General features: G+C 37.5%; 20 protein-coding genes. All 20 read right to left on the minus strand.

Features of this window, described 5'->3' with window-relative positions; translation table 11 throughout:
* Positions 1–90 precede the first annotated feature (90 nt).
* The 20 genes from JNUCC52_RS08295 to fliR all read right to left on the minus strand — a co-directional run bounded on the left by JNUCC52_RS08295 (position 91) and on the right by fliR (position 18,707).
* A complete protein-coding gene (locus JNUCC52_RS08295) occupies positions 91–891 on the minus strand; it encodes a phosphatidate cytidylyltransferase (RefSeq protein WP_173477731.1) in 801 nt (266 codons plus the stop codon).
* A complete protein-coding gene (gene uppS, locus JNUCC52_RS08300; protein ID WP_173477732.1) occupies positions 888–1,682 on the minus strand; it encodes an undecaprenyl pyrophosphate synthase in 795 nt (264 codons plus the stop codon). The genes JNUCC52_RS08295 and uppS overlap by 4 nt, the downstream gene beginning before the upstream one ends.
* A gap of 358 nt (positions 1,683–2,040) precedes the next feature.
* A complete protein-coding gene (frr, locus tag JNUCC52_RS08305) occupies positions 2,041–2,598 on the minus strand; it encodes a ribosome recycling factor (RefSeq protein ID WP_173477733.1) in 558 nt (185 codons plus the stop codon).
* Entirely contained in the window at positions 2,598–3,323 is a 726-nt protein-coding gene (pyrH, locus tag JNUCC52_RS08310) for a UMP kinase (RefSeq protein ID WP_173477734.1), read from the minus strand. Before pyrH ends, frr begins: the two co-directional genes overlap by 1 nt.
* Before the next feature lie 236 nt (positions 3,324–3,559).
* Complete coding sequence (tsf, locus tag JNUCC52_RS08315) at positions 3,560–4,447, minus strand: translation elongation factor Ts (protein ID WP_173477735.1); 888 nt, start codon at positions 4,445–4,447, stop codon at positions 3,560–3,562.
* Between the two features lie 100 nt (positions 4,448–4,547).
* Positions 4,548–5,267: a 30S ribosomal protein S2 gene (gene rpsB, locus JNUCC52_RS08320; RefSeq protein WP_024362006.1), complete on the minus strand. Its 720-nt coding sequence runs from the start codon at positions 5,265–5,267 to the stop codon at positions 4,548–4,550.
* Positions 5,268–5,424: 157 nt separating this feature from the next.
* Positions 5,425–5,991, minus strand: coding sequence for a hypothetical protein (locus tag JNUCC52_RS08325; protein WP_173477736.1), 567 nt, complete (start codon positions 5,989–5,991; stop codon positions 5,425–5,427).
* A 9-nt stretch (positions 5,992–6,000) separates the two neighbouring features.
* Positions 6,001–6,309 (minus strand): RNA polymerase subunit sigma, encoded by a 309-nt coding sequence (locus JNUCC52_RS08330; protein WP_337981904.1) that lies wholly within the window; start codon positions 6,307–6,309, stop codon positions 6,001–6,003.
* Positions 6,310–6,344: 35 nt separating this feature from the next.
* Entirely contained in the window at positions 6,345–7,115 is a 771-nt protein-coding gene (locus tag JNUCC52_RS08335; protein WP_173477738.1) for a FliA/WhiG family RNA polymerase sigma factor, read from the minus strand.
* A gap of 363 nt (positions 7,116–7,478) precedes the next feature.
* Complete coding sequence (locus tag JNUCC52_RS08340) at positions 7,479–7,850, minus strand: hypothetical protein (RefSeq protein ID WP_173477739.1); 372 nt, start codon at positions 7,848–7,850, stop codon at positions 7,479–7,481.
* Positions 7,850–8,356 (minus strand): chemotaxis protein CheD, encoded by a 507-nt coding sequence (locus tag JNUCC52_RS08345; protein ID WP_173477740.1) that lies wholly within the window; start codon positions 8,354–8,356, stop codon positions 7,850–7,852. The genes JNUCC52_RS08340 and JNUCC52_RS08345 overlap by 1 nt, the downstream gene beginning before the upstream one ends.
* A gap of 3 nt (positions 8,357–8,359) precedes the next feature.
* Positions 8,360–8,992 (minus strand): chemotaxis protein CheC, encoded by a 633-nt coding sequence (locus JNUCC52_RS08350; protein ID WP_173477741.1) that lies wholly within the window; start codon positions 8,990–8,992, stop codon positions 8,360–8,362.
* A 10-nt stretch (positions 8,993–9,002) separates the two neighbouring features.
* Complete coding sequence (locus JNUCC52_RS08355) at positions 9,003–9,449, minus strand: chemotaxis protein CheW (protein WP_173477742.1); 447 nt, start codon at positions 9,447–9,449, stop codon at positions 9,003–9,005.
* Between the two features lie 27 nt (positions 9,450–9,476).
* Positions 9,477–11,546 carry a chemotaxis protein CheA gene (locus tag JNUCC52_RS08360; protein ID WP_173477743.1) on the minus strand — a complete coding sequence of 690 codons (2,070 nt, stop codon included), beginning with the start codon at positions 11,544–11,546 and terminating at the stop codon, positions 9,477–9,479.
* Between the two features lie 16 nt (positions 11,547–11,562).
* Entirely contained in the window at positions 11,563–12,717 is a 1,155-nt protein-coding gene (locus JNUCC52_RS08365) for a protein-glutamate methylesterase/protein-glutamine glutaminase (protein WP_337981905.1), read from the minus strand.
* On the minus strand, positions 12,718–13,593 hold the full coding sequence (locus JNUCC52_RS08370) for a MinD/ParA family protein (RefSeq protein ID WP_173477745.1): 876 nt from the start codon (positions 13,591–13,593) through the stop codon (positions 12,718–12,720). It lies immediately after the preceding gene.
* Entirely contained in the window at positions 13,590–14,786 is a 1,197-nt protein-coding gene (flhF, locus tag JNUCC52_RS08375; RefSeq protein ID WP_173477746.1) for a flagellar biosynthesis GTPase FlhF, read from the minus strand. Before flhF ends, JNUCC52_RS08370 begins: the two co-directional genes overlap by 4 nt.
* The gene (gene flhA / locus JNUCC52_RS08380) at positions 14,783–16,816 is read right to left on the minus strand and encodes a flagellar biosynthesis protein FlhA (RefSeq protein WP_173477747.1); all 2,034 of its coding nucleotides are present in this window, start codon (positions 16,814–16,816) and stop codon (positions 14,783–14,785) included. The genes flhF and flhA overlap by 4 nt, the downstream gene beginning before the upstream one ends.
* 24 nt (positions 16,817–16,840) lie before the next feature.
* Positions 16,841–17,929: a flagellar biosynthesis protein FlhB gene (flhB, locus tag JNUCC52_RS08385; protein ID WP_173477748.1), complete on the minus strand. Its 1,089-nt coding sequence runs from the start codon at positions 17,927–17,929 to the stop codon at positions 16,841–16,843.
* A gap of 1 nt (position 17,930) precedes the next feature.
* Entirely contained in the window at positions 17,931–18,707 is a 777-nt protein-coding gene (gene fliR, locus JNUCC52_RS08390; RefSeq protein ID WP_337981906.1) for a flagellar biosynthetic protein FliR, read from the minus strand.
* Between the last annotated feature and the right edge of the window lie 2 nt (positions 18,708–18,709).

An 18,709-nucleotide genomic window follows, 5' to 3' on the forward strand; every position in this document is an offset into this window, starting at 1 on the left:
CTATCTAAGCGAATTAATGTCCTTATTCGCATATTCATCAATCACATTGAAATCATTTTTCATGAAATAAACTCAACTCAATTTGCTTATTTAGCTACCGAAGAGATGTAAAAAATGGAGTAAAGGCACTACGAATAGCAAACTGTCAAAGCGATCTAAAATCCCGCCGTGCCCTGGTAAAATATTGCCCGAATCTTTCACGTCAAAGTGTCGCTTTATAGCTGACTCCACTAAATCACCCATTTGTCCAATGATGGAAGCAAAAATCGTAATAAATATTAGTGAAACATATCCATTGGCAAATGGATAAATTGCTTGCATCGCAATCGCAAAAATAACTGCAATCACAATCCCACCAATAAAGCCTTCAATCGTTTTCTTCGGTGAAATTTCTGGCCATAGCTTATTTTTACCTAATTTTCTACCTACAAAATATGCGCCAGAATCTGTTGTCCATACAACAAGTAAACAATATACAACAAATTCAAGACCGTAGCTTCTCGTTTCAATTAAATAATGGAAGCCTAATCCTACATAAAACGCGCCAAGTAAAATAAAGCCAACTTCGTCAAATGTAATTTTATTTTTTACTAGGACAACATAAATCAGTAAAAGCATTACAAGTCCATAAATAACCATTAATACAGATGAGTAGCCAATTGCATGTACTACCTCATTTGCCCAGTTATTTGGTATTACGAGCATAATAAGGGTTAGTAAGCCAACCAACCCTGGTACAGAAAAAATCGAAATACTTTTCATCTTTAGTATTTCATAAAAGCCTACAACAGCCATTGCAAGCACAAGTAGTGTAAATGGCACTTTTCCATAAATGACAAATGGAATAAACAGTGCCGCTGCAATGATTGCTGTAATTATTCGCTGTTTCAAGATGTTTCTTCTCCCTTCAACCCACCGTAACGGCGATTACGTTTTTGATAGTTTTCCACCGCTTCCAGAAAGTTTTCCTCGCTAAAATCTGGCCACAATGTATCTGTAAACCAAAACTCTGTATAGGCGAGTTGCCATAACATAAAGTTACTTAATCGTACTTCACCACTTGTACGAATTAGTAAGTCAGGCTCTGGTAGATGAGCTGTCATTAAATGAGATGTCATACATTCCTCATTTATGTCTTGTATTGTTAATTGACCGTCTTGAATTTTTTGAAGCATCGCTTTCATGGCGCTCACCATTTCTGAGCGACTGCCATAATTCAAAGCAAAATTTAAAATTAACCCTGTATTATGCTTCGTCTCCTCCATAGCCTCATACAATGCTTTTTGTGTATGTGCTGGTAAGAGCGACGGATCCCCAATCATTTCAACACGCACATTGCGCTCCATCATTTCCGGTAAAAAAGAACCCAAAAATTCAACAGGTAAACGCATCAGAAAATCGACTTCTGGTTTTGGTCGTTTCCAATTTTCAGTAGAGAACGCATACACTGTTAATACTTTTATTCCAAGATCAGATGCAAATCTAGTTACCTTCCGTACCGTCTTCATACCTTCATGGTGCCCAGCAACACGTGGCATGGCGCGTTTTTTAGCCCAACGTCCATTTCCGTCCATAATAATCGCTACATGGGCAGGAATCGGCTCGCTTTTCGAAAGGGCAACACGTTCCTCCAATGATAGTATATCCATATTTACTTGTTTACCTAATAGCTTCTTAAACATGCTAACTCCCCCACTACAACTAATCGGACGTATACTAACCTATCATAACAAACAAAAGTGCCTTTTGTCTTTTTTTTCCCTCTAATTGACTATGTATGAACTACCTTATTTTAGAACAACATATATCTCAAAGAAAATCATGTCTTTCTACATTCAACAGCTGCTAGTAAGTCTGAAAAAACGGTAACTAGTTTACTAGTGTTACTTCAGTAAACCTTACAGCTCATACATTTCAAGTGAGAATTGTAGCATCGATAAGAATGAATACTTTTATAATAAAAGAGAAAAGACGTCCTGTAATATATAGGACGCCTTCATCTCATCAAAAAGTTCCATCTTAGAAATGTAAAGCGCCTGCTTACACTTCTAGAATTTCTTTTTCTTTTTCTTTCGCTACTTGATCTACTTTCACGATGAACTCATCTGTTAATTTTTGAATATCATCACCATATCCACGTAAATCGTCTTCTGTGATTTCGCCAGCTTTTTCAAGTTTTTTAAGATCATCATTTGCATCGCGACGAACATTACGTACTGCGATTTTTGCATCTTCTGCTTCTTTTTTCACTTGTTTTACAAGATCTTTACGACGTTCTTCTGTTAATGCAGGAATCATTAAACGAATAACAGAACCATCGTTAGTCGGTGTAATACCAATATCTGATTTCATAATTGCTTTTTCGATTTCACCTAAAATTGTTTTATCGTAAGGTGTAATCACTAGCAAACGAGCTTCTGGTACAGCAACACCCGCAAGTTGGTTAATCGGTGTTGGTGCTCCATAATAATCTACAGAAATACGATCTAGTAGAGATGCGTTTGCACGACCAGCTCGGATTGATGCTAATTCACGGGAAAAAGCAGCAATTGATTTATTCATTTTTTCTTTTGCTTGATCTAATACTTGTTTAGTCATTATGCATTCCTCCTAACAACTGTTCCAATTTTCTCGCCTTGTACGGCACGTTTAATATTACCTTGCTCCGTAATTGAGAAGACAATTAACGGAATATCGTTATCCATACATAATGTAGAAGCGGTAGAGTCCATTACTTGTAACCCTTGCTGAATAACGTCTAAGTATGTGAGTGTATCATATTTGATGGCAGTAGTATCGACTTTAGGATCTGCAGAATAGACACCATCTACATTATTTTTCGCCATTAAAATAGCATCTGCGTCAATTTCAGCTGCTCTTAATGCAGCTGTTGTATCTGTAGAGAAGAACGGGTTACCTGTACCTGCAGCAAAAATAACAACACGTTTTTTCTCTAAATGACGAACTGCTTTACGACGAATATATGGCTCTGCTACTTGTGTCATCACAATAGAAGATTGCACGCGTGTTTCGATACCTAATTTTTCAAGAGCATCTTGTAATGCTAATGAGTTCATTACCGTTGCTAGCATTCCCATATAGTCAGCTGCCGCACGGTCCATGCCCATTTCACTACCTATTTTTCCACGCCATATATTACCGCCACCTACAACAACAGCAACTTCTACATCAAGATCTACTACTTCTTTTACTTCTTCTGCAACAGACTTGATAATTTTTGGTGATAAACCGAAGCCAGCCTCTCCTGCTAACGCTTCACCACTTAGTTTAATAACTACTCGTTTATATTGTGGCACACTCATTGTAAACCTCCGTCAGACATTTATTTAAAACATTTCTTTTCCTTTTCCATTATAGTATATCTAACAATAATTGCTAGCTGTGAATAATGGTAATAGAAAATTCTTGCGTTTTCTCGCTCTTTTCGGAAAAATAGGGAACACGTTATGTTGTGTTCCCCATTTTTGTCTAGAAAATCTAGTTATTATTTGATTAGGATCAAATGTAAGCCAATCCATCAAGTGAACTAGTCTACAAATTAGTTACCTTTAACTTGGTTCATTACTTCTTCAGCGAAGTTATCTTCACGTTTTTCAATACCTTCACCAACAGCATAACGTACGAAGCCAGTTACAGTACCACCAGTTGTAGCAACGAAGTCACGTACTTTTTGGTCTGAGTTTTTAACGAATGATTGGTCAAGTAAGCAAACGTCTTCGAAGTATTTACCAAGACGACCTTCAACCATTTTTGCAACGATGTTTTCTGGTTTACCTTCGTTAAGAGCTTGTTCAGTTAACACTTTACGCTCACGTTCAACTTCTTCAGCAGAAACTTCTTCACGAGAAACGTAAGTTGGGTTAATAGCTGCGATATGCATAGCGATATCTTTTGCAGCTGCTGCATCTGTAGAACCTTCTAAAGATACTAATACACCAATACGTCCACCCATGTGTAGGTAAGAACCGAATGCATCTGCATCTGTTTTTGTTTTAATTTCGTAACGACGAAGTGTAATTTTTTCACCGATAGTTGCAACTGCTGTTGAAATTTGGTCAGAGATTTTTACACCTTCTGCATTTTCAAGCTCTAAAGCTGCTTCTACTGATGCTGGTTTAGCAGCAAGTAATTGCTCAGCTAAAGAAGAAACTAACACTTGGAATTTATCGTTTTTCGCAACGAAGTCAGTTTCAGCGTTTACTTCAAGAATAATTGCTTCGTTACCTTTTTCTAAAATATAAGTAGTACCTTCTGCAGCGATACGGTCAGCTTTTTTAGCAGCTGAAGAAAGACCTTTTTCACGTAGGAAATCGATTGCAGCTTCTAAGTCACCATCAGTTTGTACTAACGCTTTTTTACAATCCATCATACCAGCGCCAGTTTTTTCGCGTAATTCTTTTACTAATTGTGCAGTAATGTTTGCCATTTAGTGTTGCCTCCTCAAATTGGTTAAACTATTTTAGTGATAGGTTCTAAAAAAGGTGATAAGGGTTCTGAGCCACTTATCACCTTTTTGTAAACGTGAATTACTCAGCAGCAGCTTCTGTAGCTGGAGCTTCTTCTTCACCTTGTTTTGACTCGATTAAAGCGTCAGCCATTTTAGCAGTTAAAAGTTTAACAGCACGAATAGCATCGTCATTAGCAGGGATAACATAGTCGATTTCATCTGGATCACAGTTTGTATCAACAATACCTACTAGAGGGATGTTTAATTTACGAGCTTCTGCAACAGCGATACGTTCTTTGCGTGGGTCAACCACGAACATAACGTCTGGAAGATCGTGCATATCACGGATACCGCCTAAGAATTTAACTAGACGTTCGTGTTCTTTTTTAAGTTGGATTACTTCTTTTTTAGGAAGAACTTCGAAAGTTCCTTCTTCTTCCATTTTTTCGATAGCTTTCATACGTGCAACACGTTTTTGGATTGTACCGAAGTTTGTAAGAGTACCACCTAACCAACGTTGGTTGATGTAGTAGTTGCCTGAACGTTCAGCTTCGTCTTTGATCGCTTCTTGTGCTTGTTTTTTCGTACCAACGAAAAGAACTTTACCACCGTCTTGACCAACTTGACGCATGAAGTCATAAGCTTCCTCTAATTTTTTAACAGTTTTTTGTAAGTCGATGATGTAGATCCCGTTACGTTCAACGAAGATAAATTTCTTCATTTTTGGGTTCCAACGACGAGTTTGGTGACCGAAATGTACACCAGCTTCAAGTAATTGTTTCATAGAAATTACTGACATGTGAATTTCCTCCTAGAATGTTTGGTTTTTTTCCTCCGCATTTATCGTTTGCAACAAGCTACCCTAATCTTAGAGCACCACTTACTACATCAAAATGCGTGTGTAGTAATAACACCATTTGCAACTATATCACAGCTTTATAGCATTCGCAACTGTTTTAACTATGAAATTTCAATAATAGCTCGATTTCTGTCTTCCCTTTTTGAAGCTTTTTCGCAATTTCCTCCGCTGTTTTCCCTTGCTTTGCCATTTGCACAATTTGTTGTTCCAATGTTATCGGTTTTTGTTCTTCCTTTTGTACCGCAACTGGCGTCGAGGCAGTGGCTTGCATCGGTGTCCCTGCTCCTTGTTGTTGGCGTGAGTAAGCGTTTGCTACAATAGTTTTCGGCATTAAAATGCGTGGCTCGCTAACATCCTTTTGTACACTTTCCGCCTGTGTCAAAGGCTGTCCTTGATCTTTTTGCACAGTAAGCGGCTTTTGGTGTTGTCCTGTACCATTTGTTCTTTCGGGCTTTGGTACGACTTGTAACGCTTGAATAAGACGGTTATTTTCATCCTTCATTTCGGTTAAATATAGACTGATGGAGTCATCCATTTCCCGCATTAAACGTTCCTGCTTTTTTTCTAAATCTTTGAATTTCGCTAATTTCGTATTTAATATAATAATGAAATAAAATGATAGTAGCTGCAATACAAAGAGAACGACTATTAGTATGGTTGTCATAGTAAACTCCTATCCACTAAAATCTACGAAATTACCTTTGAAAGGATGCTGAGCTTGTTTTTCTAGTTTTTCGTTAGGATGATTTTTCTTTTTGCGAGTGCCTTTTATATATTCGCCACCCGCTTCTTCCTCTTCACTAATCTCAGCCATCCCTTCTGAAGTATTTACAGCTTTTTGCTTGCGCTCTATTTCCTTTTTTAGCGCTTCATTTGCGTGTGCTTGTTGAGCTAAAGTTTGTTGTTGTGCCTGATCTGCCATTTTACCCGCTTCAAACGTTTTTGGTAGAGCAATTTGTAATTCGACACCTTTTAAACTCATATTATTTCCTCCCTCAACAATACTTTCTAGAATGCTTACGCATTGATAATTTCACTAGATAATAGCTTACGTAACTTAAATAATGCCTTTGAGTGAATTTGTGAAATACGCGATGTCGACAATTCGAGCATTTCTCCAATTTCAGTTAAAGTTAATTCCTCCGTATAAAACAAACTCAGTACGAGCTGTTCTTTGTCGTTTAGCTTTTGTATATTTACCGCTAAATCATCGAGTAATTCTGATTTTATTACGACCTGCTCAGGGGTCTTTGTCGTATCGTCACGAATTACAAAGGACTTTCCCTCAGCTTCCTCCTGGTCTTGTTGCTCATTTATCGATAGTACATTCGAGAAGAAATGCTCCTGTACAGTTTGGTAAATATCATCCACAGGGAGCTCCATATGTTCTGCAAGCTCCTCAGGAGTCACATGACGCATAAATTGTTGCTCTAATTGTTCAATTTTGGCATCCAACTTTTTTGCCTTTTCTCGCGCAGAGCGTGGTAACCAATCTTCTTTCCGTAAGCCATCAATTATTGCGCCTCTCACTCTAAAAGAAGCATATGTATCAAATTTTAAGTCTCGATTTATATCAAATTTATTTAATGCATCAAAAAGACCTAACATACCTAAGCTTGTTAAATCGTCTCGAGATACACTCTTAGGTACACCTGCACCGATGCGTTGTACATGGTAGGTTACAAGAGATGTATATTTTTTTATTAGTAAATCGCCCGCATCTGGATCCCGTTCATTAATCCATCGATTCCACAGCTTTTGTTCATCGTTTAGATTTGGTTGTGTCATAAAATCCACCTCTCTTTTAAAAGCATGTTGCACCTGTTTGAACGGACTTTTGTGGCCCCTGAATGCTCCAAGGCGTGTTTATTGCCGTCGCTGTAGTAAGTGCTTTGCATTATGAAAAAACAGCATGTATATCAAAAGAATCATACTTATCCTATTTTGAGTAGTCTGCTTACAATGACTGACAAACGTAGATACAAACCTATACCATTCTTTCCTTTTATTATAACAAGATTCGACTATAATTTCATATGATTCTCTAACACTATTCTATTATTAACAGCTCTATCATTTTTGGGCATAAGAAAACTGCCCCTAATCATTAGTCTATTGCTAACGTTAGAGGCAGTTCAAAGTGTTTTTGCTTTATGCATTTACTTGTTGTTCATCTTCACGATTCAGCATCGTTCGGACAACTTGTGCAATATCTTCCGTGCTTTCATCTTGAAACTCAACCGTCGAGCTTGTAGAAGCCGTTTCTTCACTTTCCTCGTCCGAGTGGGTAGAACTTTTTTCTTCAAGATCGCTATCCGCTAGTGATTGATCAGCATTGGGCGTAAATAGCACATACGCAATTATAAACCTAACAATGTACATAACAAAAAATACGATAATTGCTACTACAGATGAACCTATGATGATACGCAATGGCGTTAATGGTTGTTGCAACGTCAAAAAGAAATAAATAGAAAAGGCAATTAACGCCCCCCACAGGTTATAAAAGATAGAACCAAACATTATATTTCACTCACTCCTTGGTTAACTGTTCGAATATGTAATATCGACGTAGCAGGATTAAACTCAATAGTTCGACCGCTATTACCGCCTGTATTTTCGGCAATTAAAGGAATTCCATGACGCTTTAATTCAAACTTGACTGCCTCTACATTCCGAGGGCCAATGCGCATTGAATCTTTGTCTGATGTAAATTGAAACATTTGCGCACCCCCAGCTATTTTAGCTTTTAGTTTAAATTTTTGAACACCCTCTAGTTTTAATAAATCTATCATGGCTGCAATGCCTGTATCCGCAAATTTCGCTACGTTTATCGACTCTGATCTCCCAAGACTAGAGTCAGGTAGCATCACATGTATTAAACCAGCTATTTTCTTTGACTCATCGTATAAAATAACGCCTACACAAGAACCAAGCCCTGAGGTTCTAATTGTGTTTGGCAATTTTGCTACATCCATTTGAGCAATTCCCACTTTTATAACTTGACCATTCGTGTTTGTGTTTAGCATAGGCTATGAAACTCCTAATGCTTTAAAAATAGCATCAAAAGAATCAGGATCAGGTAATAAGAAGAAGTGTCCTCTTACGGTTTCATGATCCTCTACACCGTCTTCAAAAATGGATGTATTTATTACGATAACATTATCACTGACATGTGATAATTCAATTAAGCCAATACTGATAATAGCCCCAAACATATCTACACTTAGACCTGGTACAGTAGGATAAATTTTTAAATTTGTAAAATCTGATAAAGCTGATAAATAAGAACCAGATAAAATATTCCCCATTTCCTGCATAGCAGATAAACCTAATTCAGAAACAGGTGTTTTTTTAAAGTCGAATGATTCATCCTGTATTAGACGACGGATAAAACGATTAGCTTGTTCGATAGGAAGAATGAAAAACATGCTCCCTTCAGCATCACCTTCGATGCGTAAAAAAATCCCAACAACGACGTTTTCAGAGCCACCAGCTAGTTCCATCATGTCGTTAAACGACACCATTTCAACCTTTGGTACACGCATATCGATTTTTTTACCAAGCAAATTGGAAAGTGCCGTTGCAGCATGTGCTGCACCAATATTTCCAATTTCTTTTAATACGTCTAAATGTAGTGATGTAATCTTTTGATTAAATGTCATAATCGTATCCCTACTTTAGTGGATTTAATACTTTCTCTAAATGCAATAAAATTAATAATCGCTTGTCGATTTTCGCTACACCTGAAATAAACTCTTCTTCTAGAGATCCTACTACTTCTGGTTGTGGCTCAATAGAGCTCGCTGGAATATCTAACACATCATTAGCTGAATCTACAACAAAGCCTACTTCCATGTCTTCTAATGAAATAATAATAATACGAGTCGTTTCTTCATGGTCAGAAATTGGTAACTCAAAACGTTCCCGTAAATCAATAATCGGCGTTACGACTCCTCGTAAGTTAATAACGCCTTTTACATATTTTTCTGTTTTAGGTACTCGTGTAATATGCATAAGTTTCTCGATACCTTGAACATGTGATACAGGAATCGCATATTCCTTATCTGCTAATTGGAAAACAATCACTTTTATATTTTCTTGTTCAACTGCATTTGTCATGGTTAACACCTCTCTTATTCATTCACCTTATTTAATTAGTGCATTGCAATCTACAATTAAGGCTACTTTACCGTTACCTAAAATTGTTGCACCTGAAATTGCAAAGATATTCGTTAAGTAGTTTCCTAAAGATTTCAGTACAATTTCTTGTTGGCCAATGAATGAATCTACAACTAAACCAGCAAGTTTCTCGCCTTTACGAACAATTACTACTGAATGGAATTCATCATCTTGTAGCTCTTTACGAGGAACCTCAAAGATTTCCTCTAAGAATACAAGTGGTACCACTTTGCCACGGAAGTCGATTACCTTTTGGTTATGAGCATTCATAATATCCGATGAACGGATAATTGAAGTTTCAATGATTGATGAAAGTGGTATTGCATAAATTTCCTTTTCGATTTCTACAAGCATTACCGAAATAATTGATAATGTTAGCGGCAATTGAATAGAGAAAATAGAGCCTACATCTTGTGTAGATTCAATCGAAATGTTTCCACCTAAAGATTCAATCGTTGTTTTTACAACATCCAATCCTACACCACGACCAGATACATCAGAAATAACATCTGCTGTAGAGAAACCTGAGGCTAAAATGAGCTCATTAATTTGATTATCTGTCATTGCAAGTGATTGTTCATGCGTAACGATTCCTTTTGAAATCGCTTTTGACAGCACTTTATCACGATTAATGCCCGCACCGTCATCCTCAATTTCGATAAAGACATAGTTACCGCTATGATAAGCACGTAATACTACTGTACCTTCTTCTGGTTTCCCCTTCGCACGGCGTGCAGTAGGGTTTTCTATACCATGATCGACAGAGTTACGGATTAAGTGCACAAGTGGATCTCCGATTTCGTCGATTACTGTACGATCAAGCTCTGTTTCGGCACCAATAATTTCAAGGTTAATTTTCTTATTAAGGTCACGAGATAGCTGACGAATCATTTTAGGGAAGCGATTGAATACCGTTTCAACAGGTACCATGCGCATCGTTAAAATGATTGTTTGTAAGTCACCCATAACTCGACTCATTCGTTCTACTGTTTCGTTTAGCTCACCATGATTTACTTCTGTCGAAATGGATTGTAGGCGTCCACGATCAATTACGAGCTCTTCAAATAAATTCATTAAAATATCAAGACGTTCGATATTCACACGAATTGTTTTGTTTCCTACAGGTGCATGACTTTTATCAGCTTTTGCAGGTGCTGTAGATTTTGCTGATGCAGGTTTTGCTGTTGTTGCATCTGTTGTTTCGACTGCTTCAACCGTCGCTATGGCAGTAGCTGCAGCTTCTTGGCTTGCCTCATATTGTTGTTTTTCACTGAATTGTATTTGATTAATTGTAGCAACGTTAACTTCCTCAACCTCAGAAACCTTCAGTAACTTCTTCTGCATATCTTCTGCTGATTCTTTTGTTACGAATGCTACATAAAACTGCTGATCGAATTGTTCATCTTCCAGCTTCTCAACGGATGGCGTTGATTTAATTACATCACCATCTTTTTCAAGTATCTCAAACACCATAAATACACGCGCTGCTTTTAATAGACAATCTTCGCGTAGGCTTACTGAAATTTCAAATGCATTAAATCCTTGTTCCGCAGATTGTGTAATAACCGTTTGCTCAAAACTGTCGTATTCTAGCACACTTGATACTTGTTGTTTATCTTCAGTTGCAACAGTTGCTACAACCTCAGGAGCTGCTTCCTCACCAGATTCAATACGCTTCAATTGCGCTACTGTGGAGGATACATCACGTTTACCATCTCCACCATTCGCAATATCCATTACCATTTCTTCTAAATGATCAACAGATTCAAATACGATATCTAAAATTTCTGGTGAAACATGGATCTTTTCATTTCGAATTGCATCTAGCACATTTTCCATTTTATGTGTCAAGTCTGCTAAGTCTTCAAAGCCCATAGTCGCTGACATCCCTTTTAATGTATGCGCTGAACGGAAAATTTCTCCTACGATTGCCAAATCATCAGGGTTTTTTTCTAGTTCTAATAAATGCTCACTACATGCTTGTAAATGCTCTTTACTTTCTTCGATAAACATCTCTAAATATTGATTGACTTCCATTAAGAGGACACCCCTTTTAAGGCAAATATTTCATAATTGTTTGTGCAATATCATCTACATCAGCGACTTCATCGACAAGCTGCGTTTCCACCGCAGCTTTCGGCATACCATACACTATGCAAGTTTCAGCTGACTCTGCAATAGCAATCACATTTCCAGTATTTTTTAAAGCTTTCAGTCCATTTGAACCGTCATAGCCCATACCCGTCATAATGACCGCTACCTTATCAAAATCTTTAAATTGACTTACATCTTCAAACATCACATCTACAGATGGGCGATGGCCAGAACGTGGTGGTTCTTGATTATCTAGAACGATGCCATACGAGATACCTACTTTTCTTAACCTTAAATGGTATCCTCCAGGAGCGATATACGCCACGCCATTTTGTAAAATATCGCCTTGCTCTGCTTCCTTAACTGTAATCTCGCTCAATTGATTTAGACGAGAAGCTAATGATTTAGTAAAACCAGCTGGCATATGTTGGACAATTAAAATCGGCGCTTGAATAGATTTTGGAATTTTTGTAATAACTTCCTGTAGCGCACGTGGTCCACCAGTAGATGTACCAATTAACACTATTTTTTTGCTTACTTTACTCCATTCACTATGAGGCTTCGTCACATGTGTTGCTGTTGAAGTCCCATTAAATGATGGCAATACTTTTCGTTCATTCAATAAATCTTTTCTTATAGTAGACGGTGATACATTTGGTTCTGGTTGTCTTTTACTACTCGAATGTTTTTTAAGTTTAGCAATAGGTACCAACGATGCTTGTTCCACTTTATGGACAAGTTCAGATTGGATTTTATGTAAATCAAGTGAAATTGTGCCGCTAGGCTTTGCAACAAAATCAACTGCTCCATACTCGATTGCAGTTAGTGCATTTTCAGCACCTCTTTGGGTTGTACTTGAAAGCATGACGACAGGCACGGGACAAATTGTCATAATTTCATTTAATGCATCGAGTCCATTCATTTCAGGCATTTCAATATCCATTGTTACGACTGTTGGTTTTAATGTTTGGATTTTCTTTATCGCATCTTTTCCGTTTCTTGCTGTTCCAACTACTTCAACCTTCGAGCTACCAACAAAAAAGTCACTAATTAGCTTTCTCATAAAAGCAGAATCATCGACAACTAACAGCTTGCTTTTATGTAAAAAGTCCAATTAATCACGCCCTTTCGAAAAAATATTTCTAAGTTTTGTTAAGAATTTACTTGCTGACTGTTCATGTGCATGCACTTCCTCCATACGTTGTTCCATAAAACGAGCCACTATCAGTTGAAGTGTCTTAGAAATAAGTGCTTCTGGATATGCGATTGAAAAAGGCACTTGCTCGCGTACAGCTTTACGCACAACAGGATCCTCTGGTAACGAGCCCAATATTGTAACCTCTTTATCAAGAAAACGTTTCATCGTAAGCCTTAAACGTTCAATCGTTTCGACTCCTTCTTCTTTAGAAAAAGCACGATTACAAAGTATATAGAATTGCTTCTCCATATCTCGTACATGAATATATTTCATCATCGAATAGGCATCTGTAATAGAAGTTGGCTCAGCTGTGGTAATGACAATAATTTCATCAATGGATGTCAGTAATTCTAATGACCAACTAGTTGCCCCCGCGCCCATATCAAACAAAATATAGTCGAAGTTTTTTTGGAGTTGTTCAAATGCATGAATTAATCTTTCAAACATCTCATCCGTCCACTCCAGTACACTCGACATACCAGAGCCCCCTGAAATACATTGTAAACCATGTGGACCTTCAAAAATTACCTCATCTAGTAATTTGTTTCCTTCTAAGTAATCTTTTAAACTATAAGAAACATTTTTTCCAATTAGAATATTAATATTTCCCATACCAATATCCATATCTACAATCGCTACTTTTTTGTCCTTACTCGCTAAACTAATTGCAAAGTTCATAGAAAAATTGCTTTTACCAACTCCACCCTTACCGCTCACTACAGCAATGGTTTTGCCTAATTCACCTTGCCGCTTAAGCATTTTCAAGCGTAATGTTTCTGCTTGGTCCCTCATTTTTCTTCACCTTGGAAAAACAAATTAAGCACTGCTTCTAACTCAGCTTCTTCAATATCTTCTGGTACTTCTTGACCATTCGTATAGTAAGCAAGTCCTTTATTATATTTAATCATTAAATTAATCATTGTGCCAATAGAATTTGTTTCATCGATCTTCGTAAAAATAAATTTTTCGATTGGTACGCTTTTAAATTGCTCAATAATATTGGTCATATCCTTCTCTTTTGCTGTCATAGCAAGCACTAGGAAAGATTCCGCCTGATCATCAAACTTAATAAGGCGCTGTAAATCATCTACATACTTTACTTCTTTATAATTGCGTCCAGCGGTATCGATAAAGACTAAATCTAAATGGGACAATCGTTGCACAGCTTGTTCAAAATCCGTCGAGTTATAGGCTATTTCGACAGGTGCTTGCAAAAGACCAGCATACGTTTTTAACTGCTCAATGGCAGCTATTCTGTAAGTATCTGTTGTTATAAAGCCAATTTTTTTCTTTTTTTCTAAAACCGCTCTTGCTGCCATTTTAGCAATTGTCGTTGTTTTGCCGACACCAGTTGGTCCGAGAACATTAATAAATTTACGTTCATACGATAGACCACCAATCGGCAATTCCTCTAGCTCTTTTCGTAACAAGTTTTTTGTAATTAACTTGCATTGTGAAAAATTAATATCTGAGGCTTCTCTAAAATGCGTAAAAAGCTCATCACCAATCGTTGTGATGAGCTCCTCATTTAGCTCTTGCTGTCTTAAGTATTCAATGAAGGGTAAGAGTTCATCCGGATATTGAGCTTGGCTAGCCTTCTTGTGCATTAATTGCATTAACGATTTTAAATCTGCAATTTCCTTCCGCAGTTCTTCAGACATACCTGTCTCATCTTTGGAAGATGGTTCATACTTAGGCTGAGCATGTTGAATTTTAGCTTGCACAGCATTTGTAATCTCTTGTAAACTAGCATTTTCTTTTTTAGCAGGTATTGTAGGCACATTAGCAGGAGCGGGAGCCGTATAACTCGGCTCCATGGAGTCAATCCCTGCAACTACCTCAAAATTTTTCTTCTTTACAAGCCCAAAAAGTTTCTTTGTAACTACTACTTTTGAATTCAAAATGACAGCGTCCTCGCCTAAATCAGCTCGTACTAGCTTCATTGCTTCAGGTATGGAAGATGCATAATATTTTTTCATTTTCACTCAACATTCACCACCCCAACACTTTGAATTTCAATAGAAGCATCTAGTTCATTATAAGATAGCACAGGAATCTGCGGGAAATAACGTTCTGTCAGTTGGCGTAAATACATACGAACGGCTGGAGAACATAGAATAATAGCAGATTGTTCCATAAAGGACACGCGTTCTACCTCAGATGCAATGGTCTCTAAAACAATTTGAGAATCTTGTGGATCCATCGCTAAATAATTTCCATGATCCGTTTGCTGAATACTATCAGCAATCATTTTCTCTACTTTACCCGATACAGTAATGACTTTCAATGACGAGCTGCCACCTACATATTGTGATGTAATCTGACGTGCTAATGATTGACGAACATACTCTGTTAATATATCGGTATCGCTAGTTAATTTTGCATAGTCTGCTAATGTTTCAAAAATAATTGGTAAATTACGTACTGAAACATTTTCTCGAAGAAGCTTGCCCAATACTTTTTGGATTTCACCTGTAGACAATGGAGCAGGTGTCAACTCCTCGACTAAAATTGGATGTGTTTCTCGTAAATGGTCGATTAATTGTTTTGTTTCTTGGCGTCCTAAAAGTTCATGCGCATTCGCTCGAATAATTTCAGTTAAATGAGTTGATACAACACTTGGTGGGTCAACAACTGTATAGCCCGACATTTCAGCGTCTTCTTTTACTTGTTCCGTAATCCATTTTGCAGGTAGACCAAATGATGGCTCAACAGTATCAATACCTTCTATTGAATCGTCATCTCCAGGGCTCATTGCTAAATAATGATCGAGTAAAAGCTCTCCCCGAGCCATTTCATTACCTTTAATTTTAATACGGTATTCATTTGGCTGTAATTGAATATTATCGCGAATACGAACAACTGGTATGACAATACCTAGCTCCAATGCTAGTTGACGACGAATCATAATAACGCGATCCAATAAGTCCCCACCTTGAGCAGCATCTACTAACGGTATTAACCCGTAGCCAAATTCAAATTCAATTGGGTCCACATTTAATAAATTCACAACATTTTCAGGGCTCTTCATGCCGTCTGTTGCCACTTCTTCCTCAATTTCAAGTAACTCTTCCTCATCCTCTGGTTTTTTACGATCCATCATGTAAGCACCTGCAATTAGTGAAATACCGATTGGTAACGTTACCCAGTTAGGAATTGGCGTGAATAAACCTAGTAAAATAATAGTACCCCCAGCAACATAAAGAAGCTTTGCTTGGGCGAATAATTGTCCTGTAATATCTTCTCCTAGACTTCCCTTTGAAGATGCACGCGTTACAACAATCCCTGTTGCTGTTGAAATAAGAAGTGCAGGGATTTGCGATACAATACCATCACCAACAGTAAGCTTAGAGAAATGGGTTGCCGCTTCTGCAAATGGTAAGCCCATTTGTACAACACCAATGATAATACCAAATAATAAGTTGATGATAACCATCACCATAGAGGCGATTGCATCCCCTTTTACGAATTTCGTAGCACCATCCATCGCTCCATAGAAATCCGCTTCACCCGCAACTTTATCACGTCGTTCACGCGCTTCTCGTTCAGAAATAACACCTGCATTTAAGTCTGCATCAATACTCATTTGTTTACCTGGCATCGCATCTAGAGTGAATCGAGCAGCTACCTCTGCAACACGTTCCGCCCCTTTAGTAATAACGATAAACTGAATTAATACAAGAATTAAAAACACTACTAAACCTACGAGAACATTCCCGCCAACTACGAAATCCCCAAAGGTTTCAACAACTGAACCAGCATCTCCATTCGCTAAAATTGCACGCGTTGTGGAAACACTCAATCCAAGTCGAAACAGGGTCAACAGTAATATAACGGAAGGGAATATAGAGAAATCTAATGCTTCCTTCATACTCATTGCTGTTAAAAGTACTATTAATCCTAATGTAATATTAATGACGATTAAGAAACTTAGCATCCACGGAGGAAGAGGGATGATGAGCATCGCAACGATTAAAATAACCGCACCTAAAACCCCTATATCGCGAACCTTCATTTGTGTCCCTCCTACAAAAAAGCTTTAAATTTTCCGCTTAATACGATAAACATAAGCGAGTACTTCTGCTATTGCTTTGAAAAACTCTTCTGGTACTTGATCGCCTATTTCTACCTGATCATACATGGCGCGGGCTAATGGTCTATTTTCTACCATTACGACATCATGTTCTTTAGCAATCAGTTTAATTTTTTGAGCTACAAAGTCTGTTCCCTTTGCCACTATACGTGGGGCATCCATACTTTCCTCATCATACTTCAGAGCGATTGCATAGTGCGTTGGGTTGGTAATAACGACATCTGCGTTCGGAACCTCTGACATCATTCGACGCATCGCCATTTCACGCTGACGTTGTTTGATTTTTGATTTAATGAGCGGATCGCCCTCACTATTTTTATATTCATCTTTAATGTCCTGCTTAGACATTTTAAGATTTTTTTCATACTCATGTTTTTGATACATCCAGTCCAATAAGGATACACATAGTAACACAAGAGAAGCCGCAATTCCCATAATGCCGACTAGTTTGCCAACTGTAATAAGGGTCATCCACGGACTTTTAAAGGATAATGCTAATACTTCATGTAAATTTGACCATATGATAATTGTTGTTACCCCACCAATAAAGGTGATTTTTAATACTGATTTTAAAAGCTCTACTATGGCTTTTACTGAAAAAATTTTCTTTAATCCTTTAATAGGATCCATCTTTTTTAAATCGAATTTCATCGGCTCTAATGTGAATAAAAAACCAAATTGTAGAAAGTTACCCGCCAATGCTCCTACGAAAGCAATCGCCATTATCGGTACGATAACATAAGCCATTTCTACTAATGTTTCGGTAAAGAGATGCATTACACTGTCTATCGTAAGTGTTTCTACACGTATGTTATGGATAAATGTTTGCCTAAAAAAAGATAAAAGCTCGTCTCGCAATGATCCCGCGAAGAAAAAAAGAAAGATAAACACCATGAGCATAACAATCGCACTAGATATGTCCTGACTCTTTACGACCTGCCCTTTTTTTCTAGCATCTTGTCGTTTTTTAGGTGTCGCCTTTTCCGTTTTTTCACCTGCAAAAAACTGTAAATCTAAGTCCAGTAGTAGCAACATGTTATCCACCACCTAATATTGCCATTAAATCGCGCATACCGTAAATCATAATCGTAATCAACTTTTGTATGACTTGTATCATAACCGCCATCATCGTGAATAACACTAAAAAACTAACTCCAATTTTAATGGGAAAACCGACAACAAAGATGTTAAGCTGTGGGACAGTTTTCGCCGTAATCCCTAGTGCTAAATCAACTAAAAACAACGTTGCTACAACAGGTGCTGCCATTTGAAAAGCTATGGCGAAGACTGCAGTAAAGGTTGTTATAACAAACTGGATATAGTCATCTTTCGCGAAATCTGGAAATCCTTGATCTATAGGTAAAAATTGATAACTATAGTAAATTCCATCTAGAATCATATGATGGCCATCTATTGCTAATAGAAATAGTAACGCCAATGTATTAAAAAATTGACCAATAAGTGGACTTTGTGCCCCTGTTTGCGGATCAATAATATTGGCGATGGCAAATCCCATTTGGAAATCGATAAAGCTTCCGGCAATTTGAATTGCCGACATGATGATATAGCCTACTAGACCTAGTAACAATCCAATAAGGGCTTCTTTCATCACTAAAAGTATGTAATCACCATTAAAAAGAAATGGCTCTACGTCGATTGTATAATACATCATCCAAGCTAAAACGAATGCGAGGGCAATACGTACTTGCTGCGGAATCGTTTTATATGAAAAGAAAGGTACTGTAACGAAAAAAGCCGTTACACGCACAAGTACTAATAAGAATACCGTTATTTGGGGGACTAGTTCATTCATGC

It is taken from the genome of Lysinibacillus sp. JNUCC-52, assembly GCF_015999545.1.
Classification (GTDB): Bacteria; Bacillota; Bacilli; order Bacillales_A; family Planococcaceae; genus Lysinibacillus.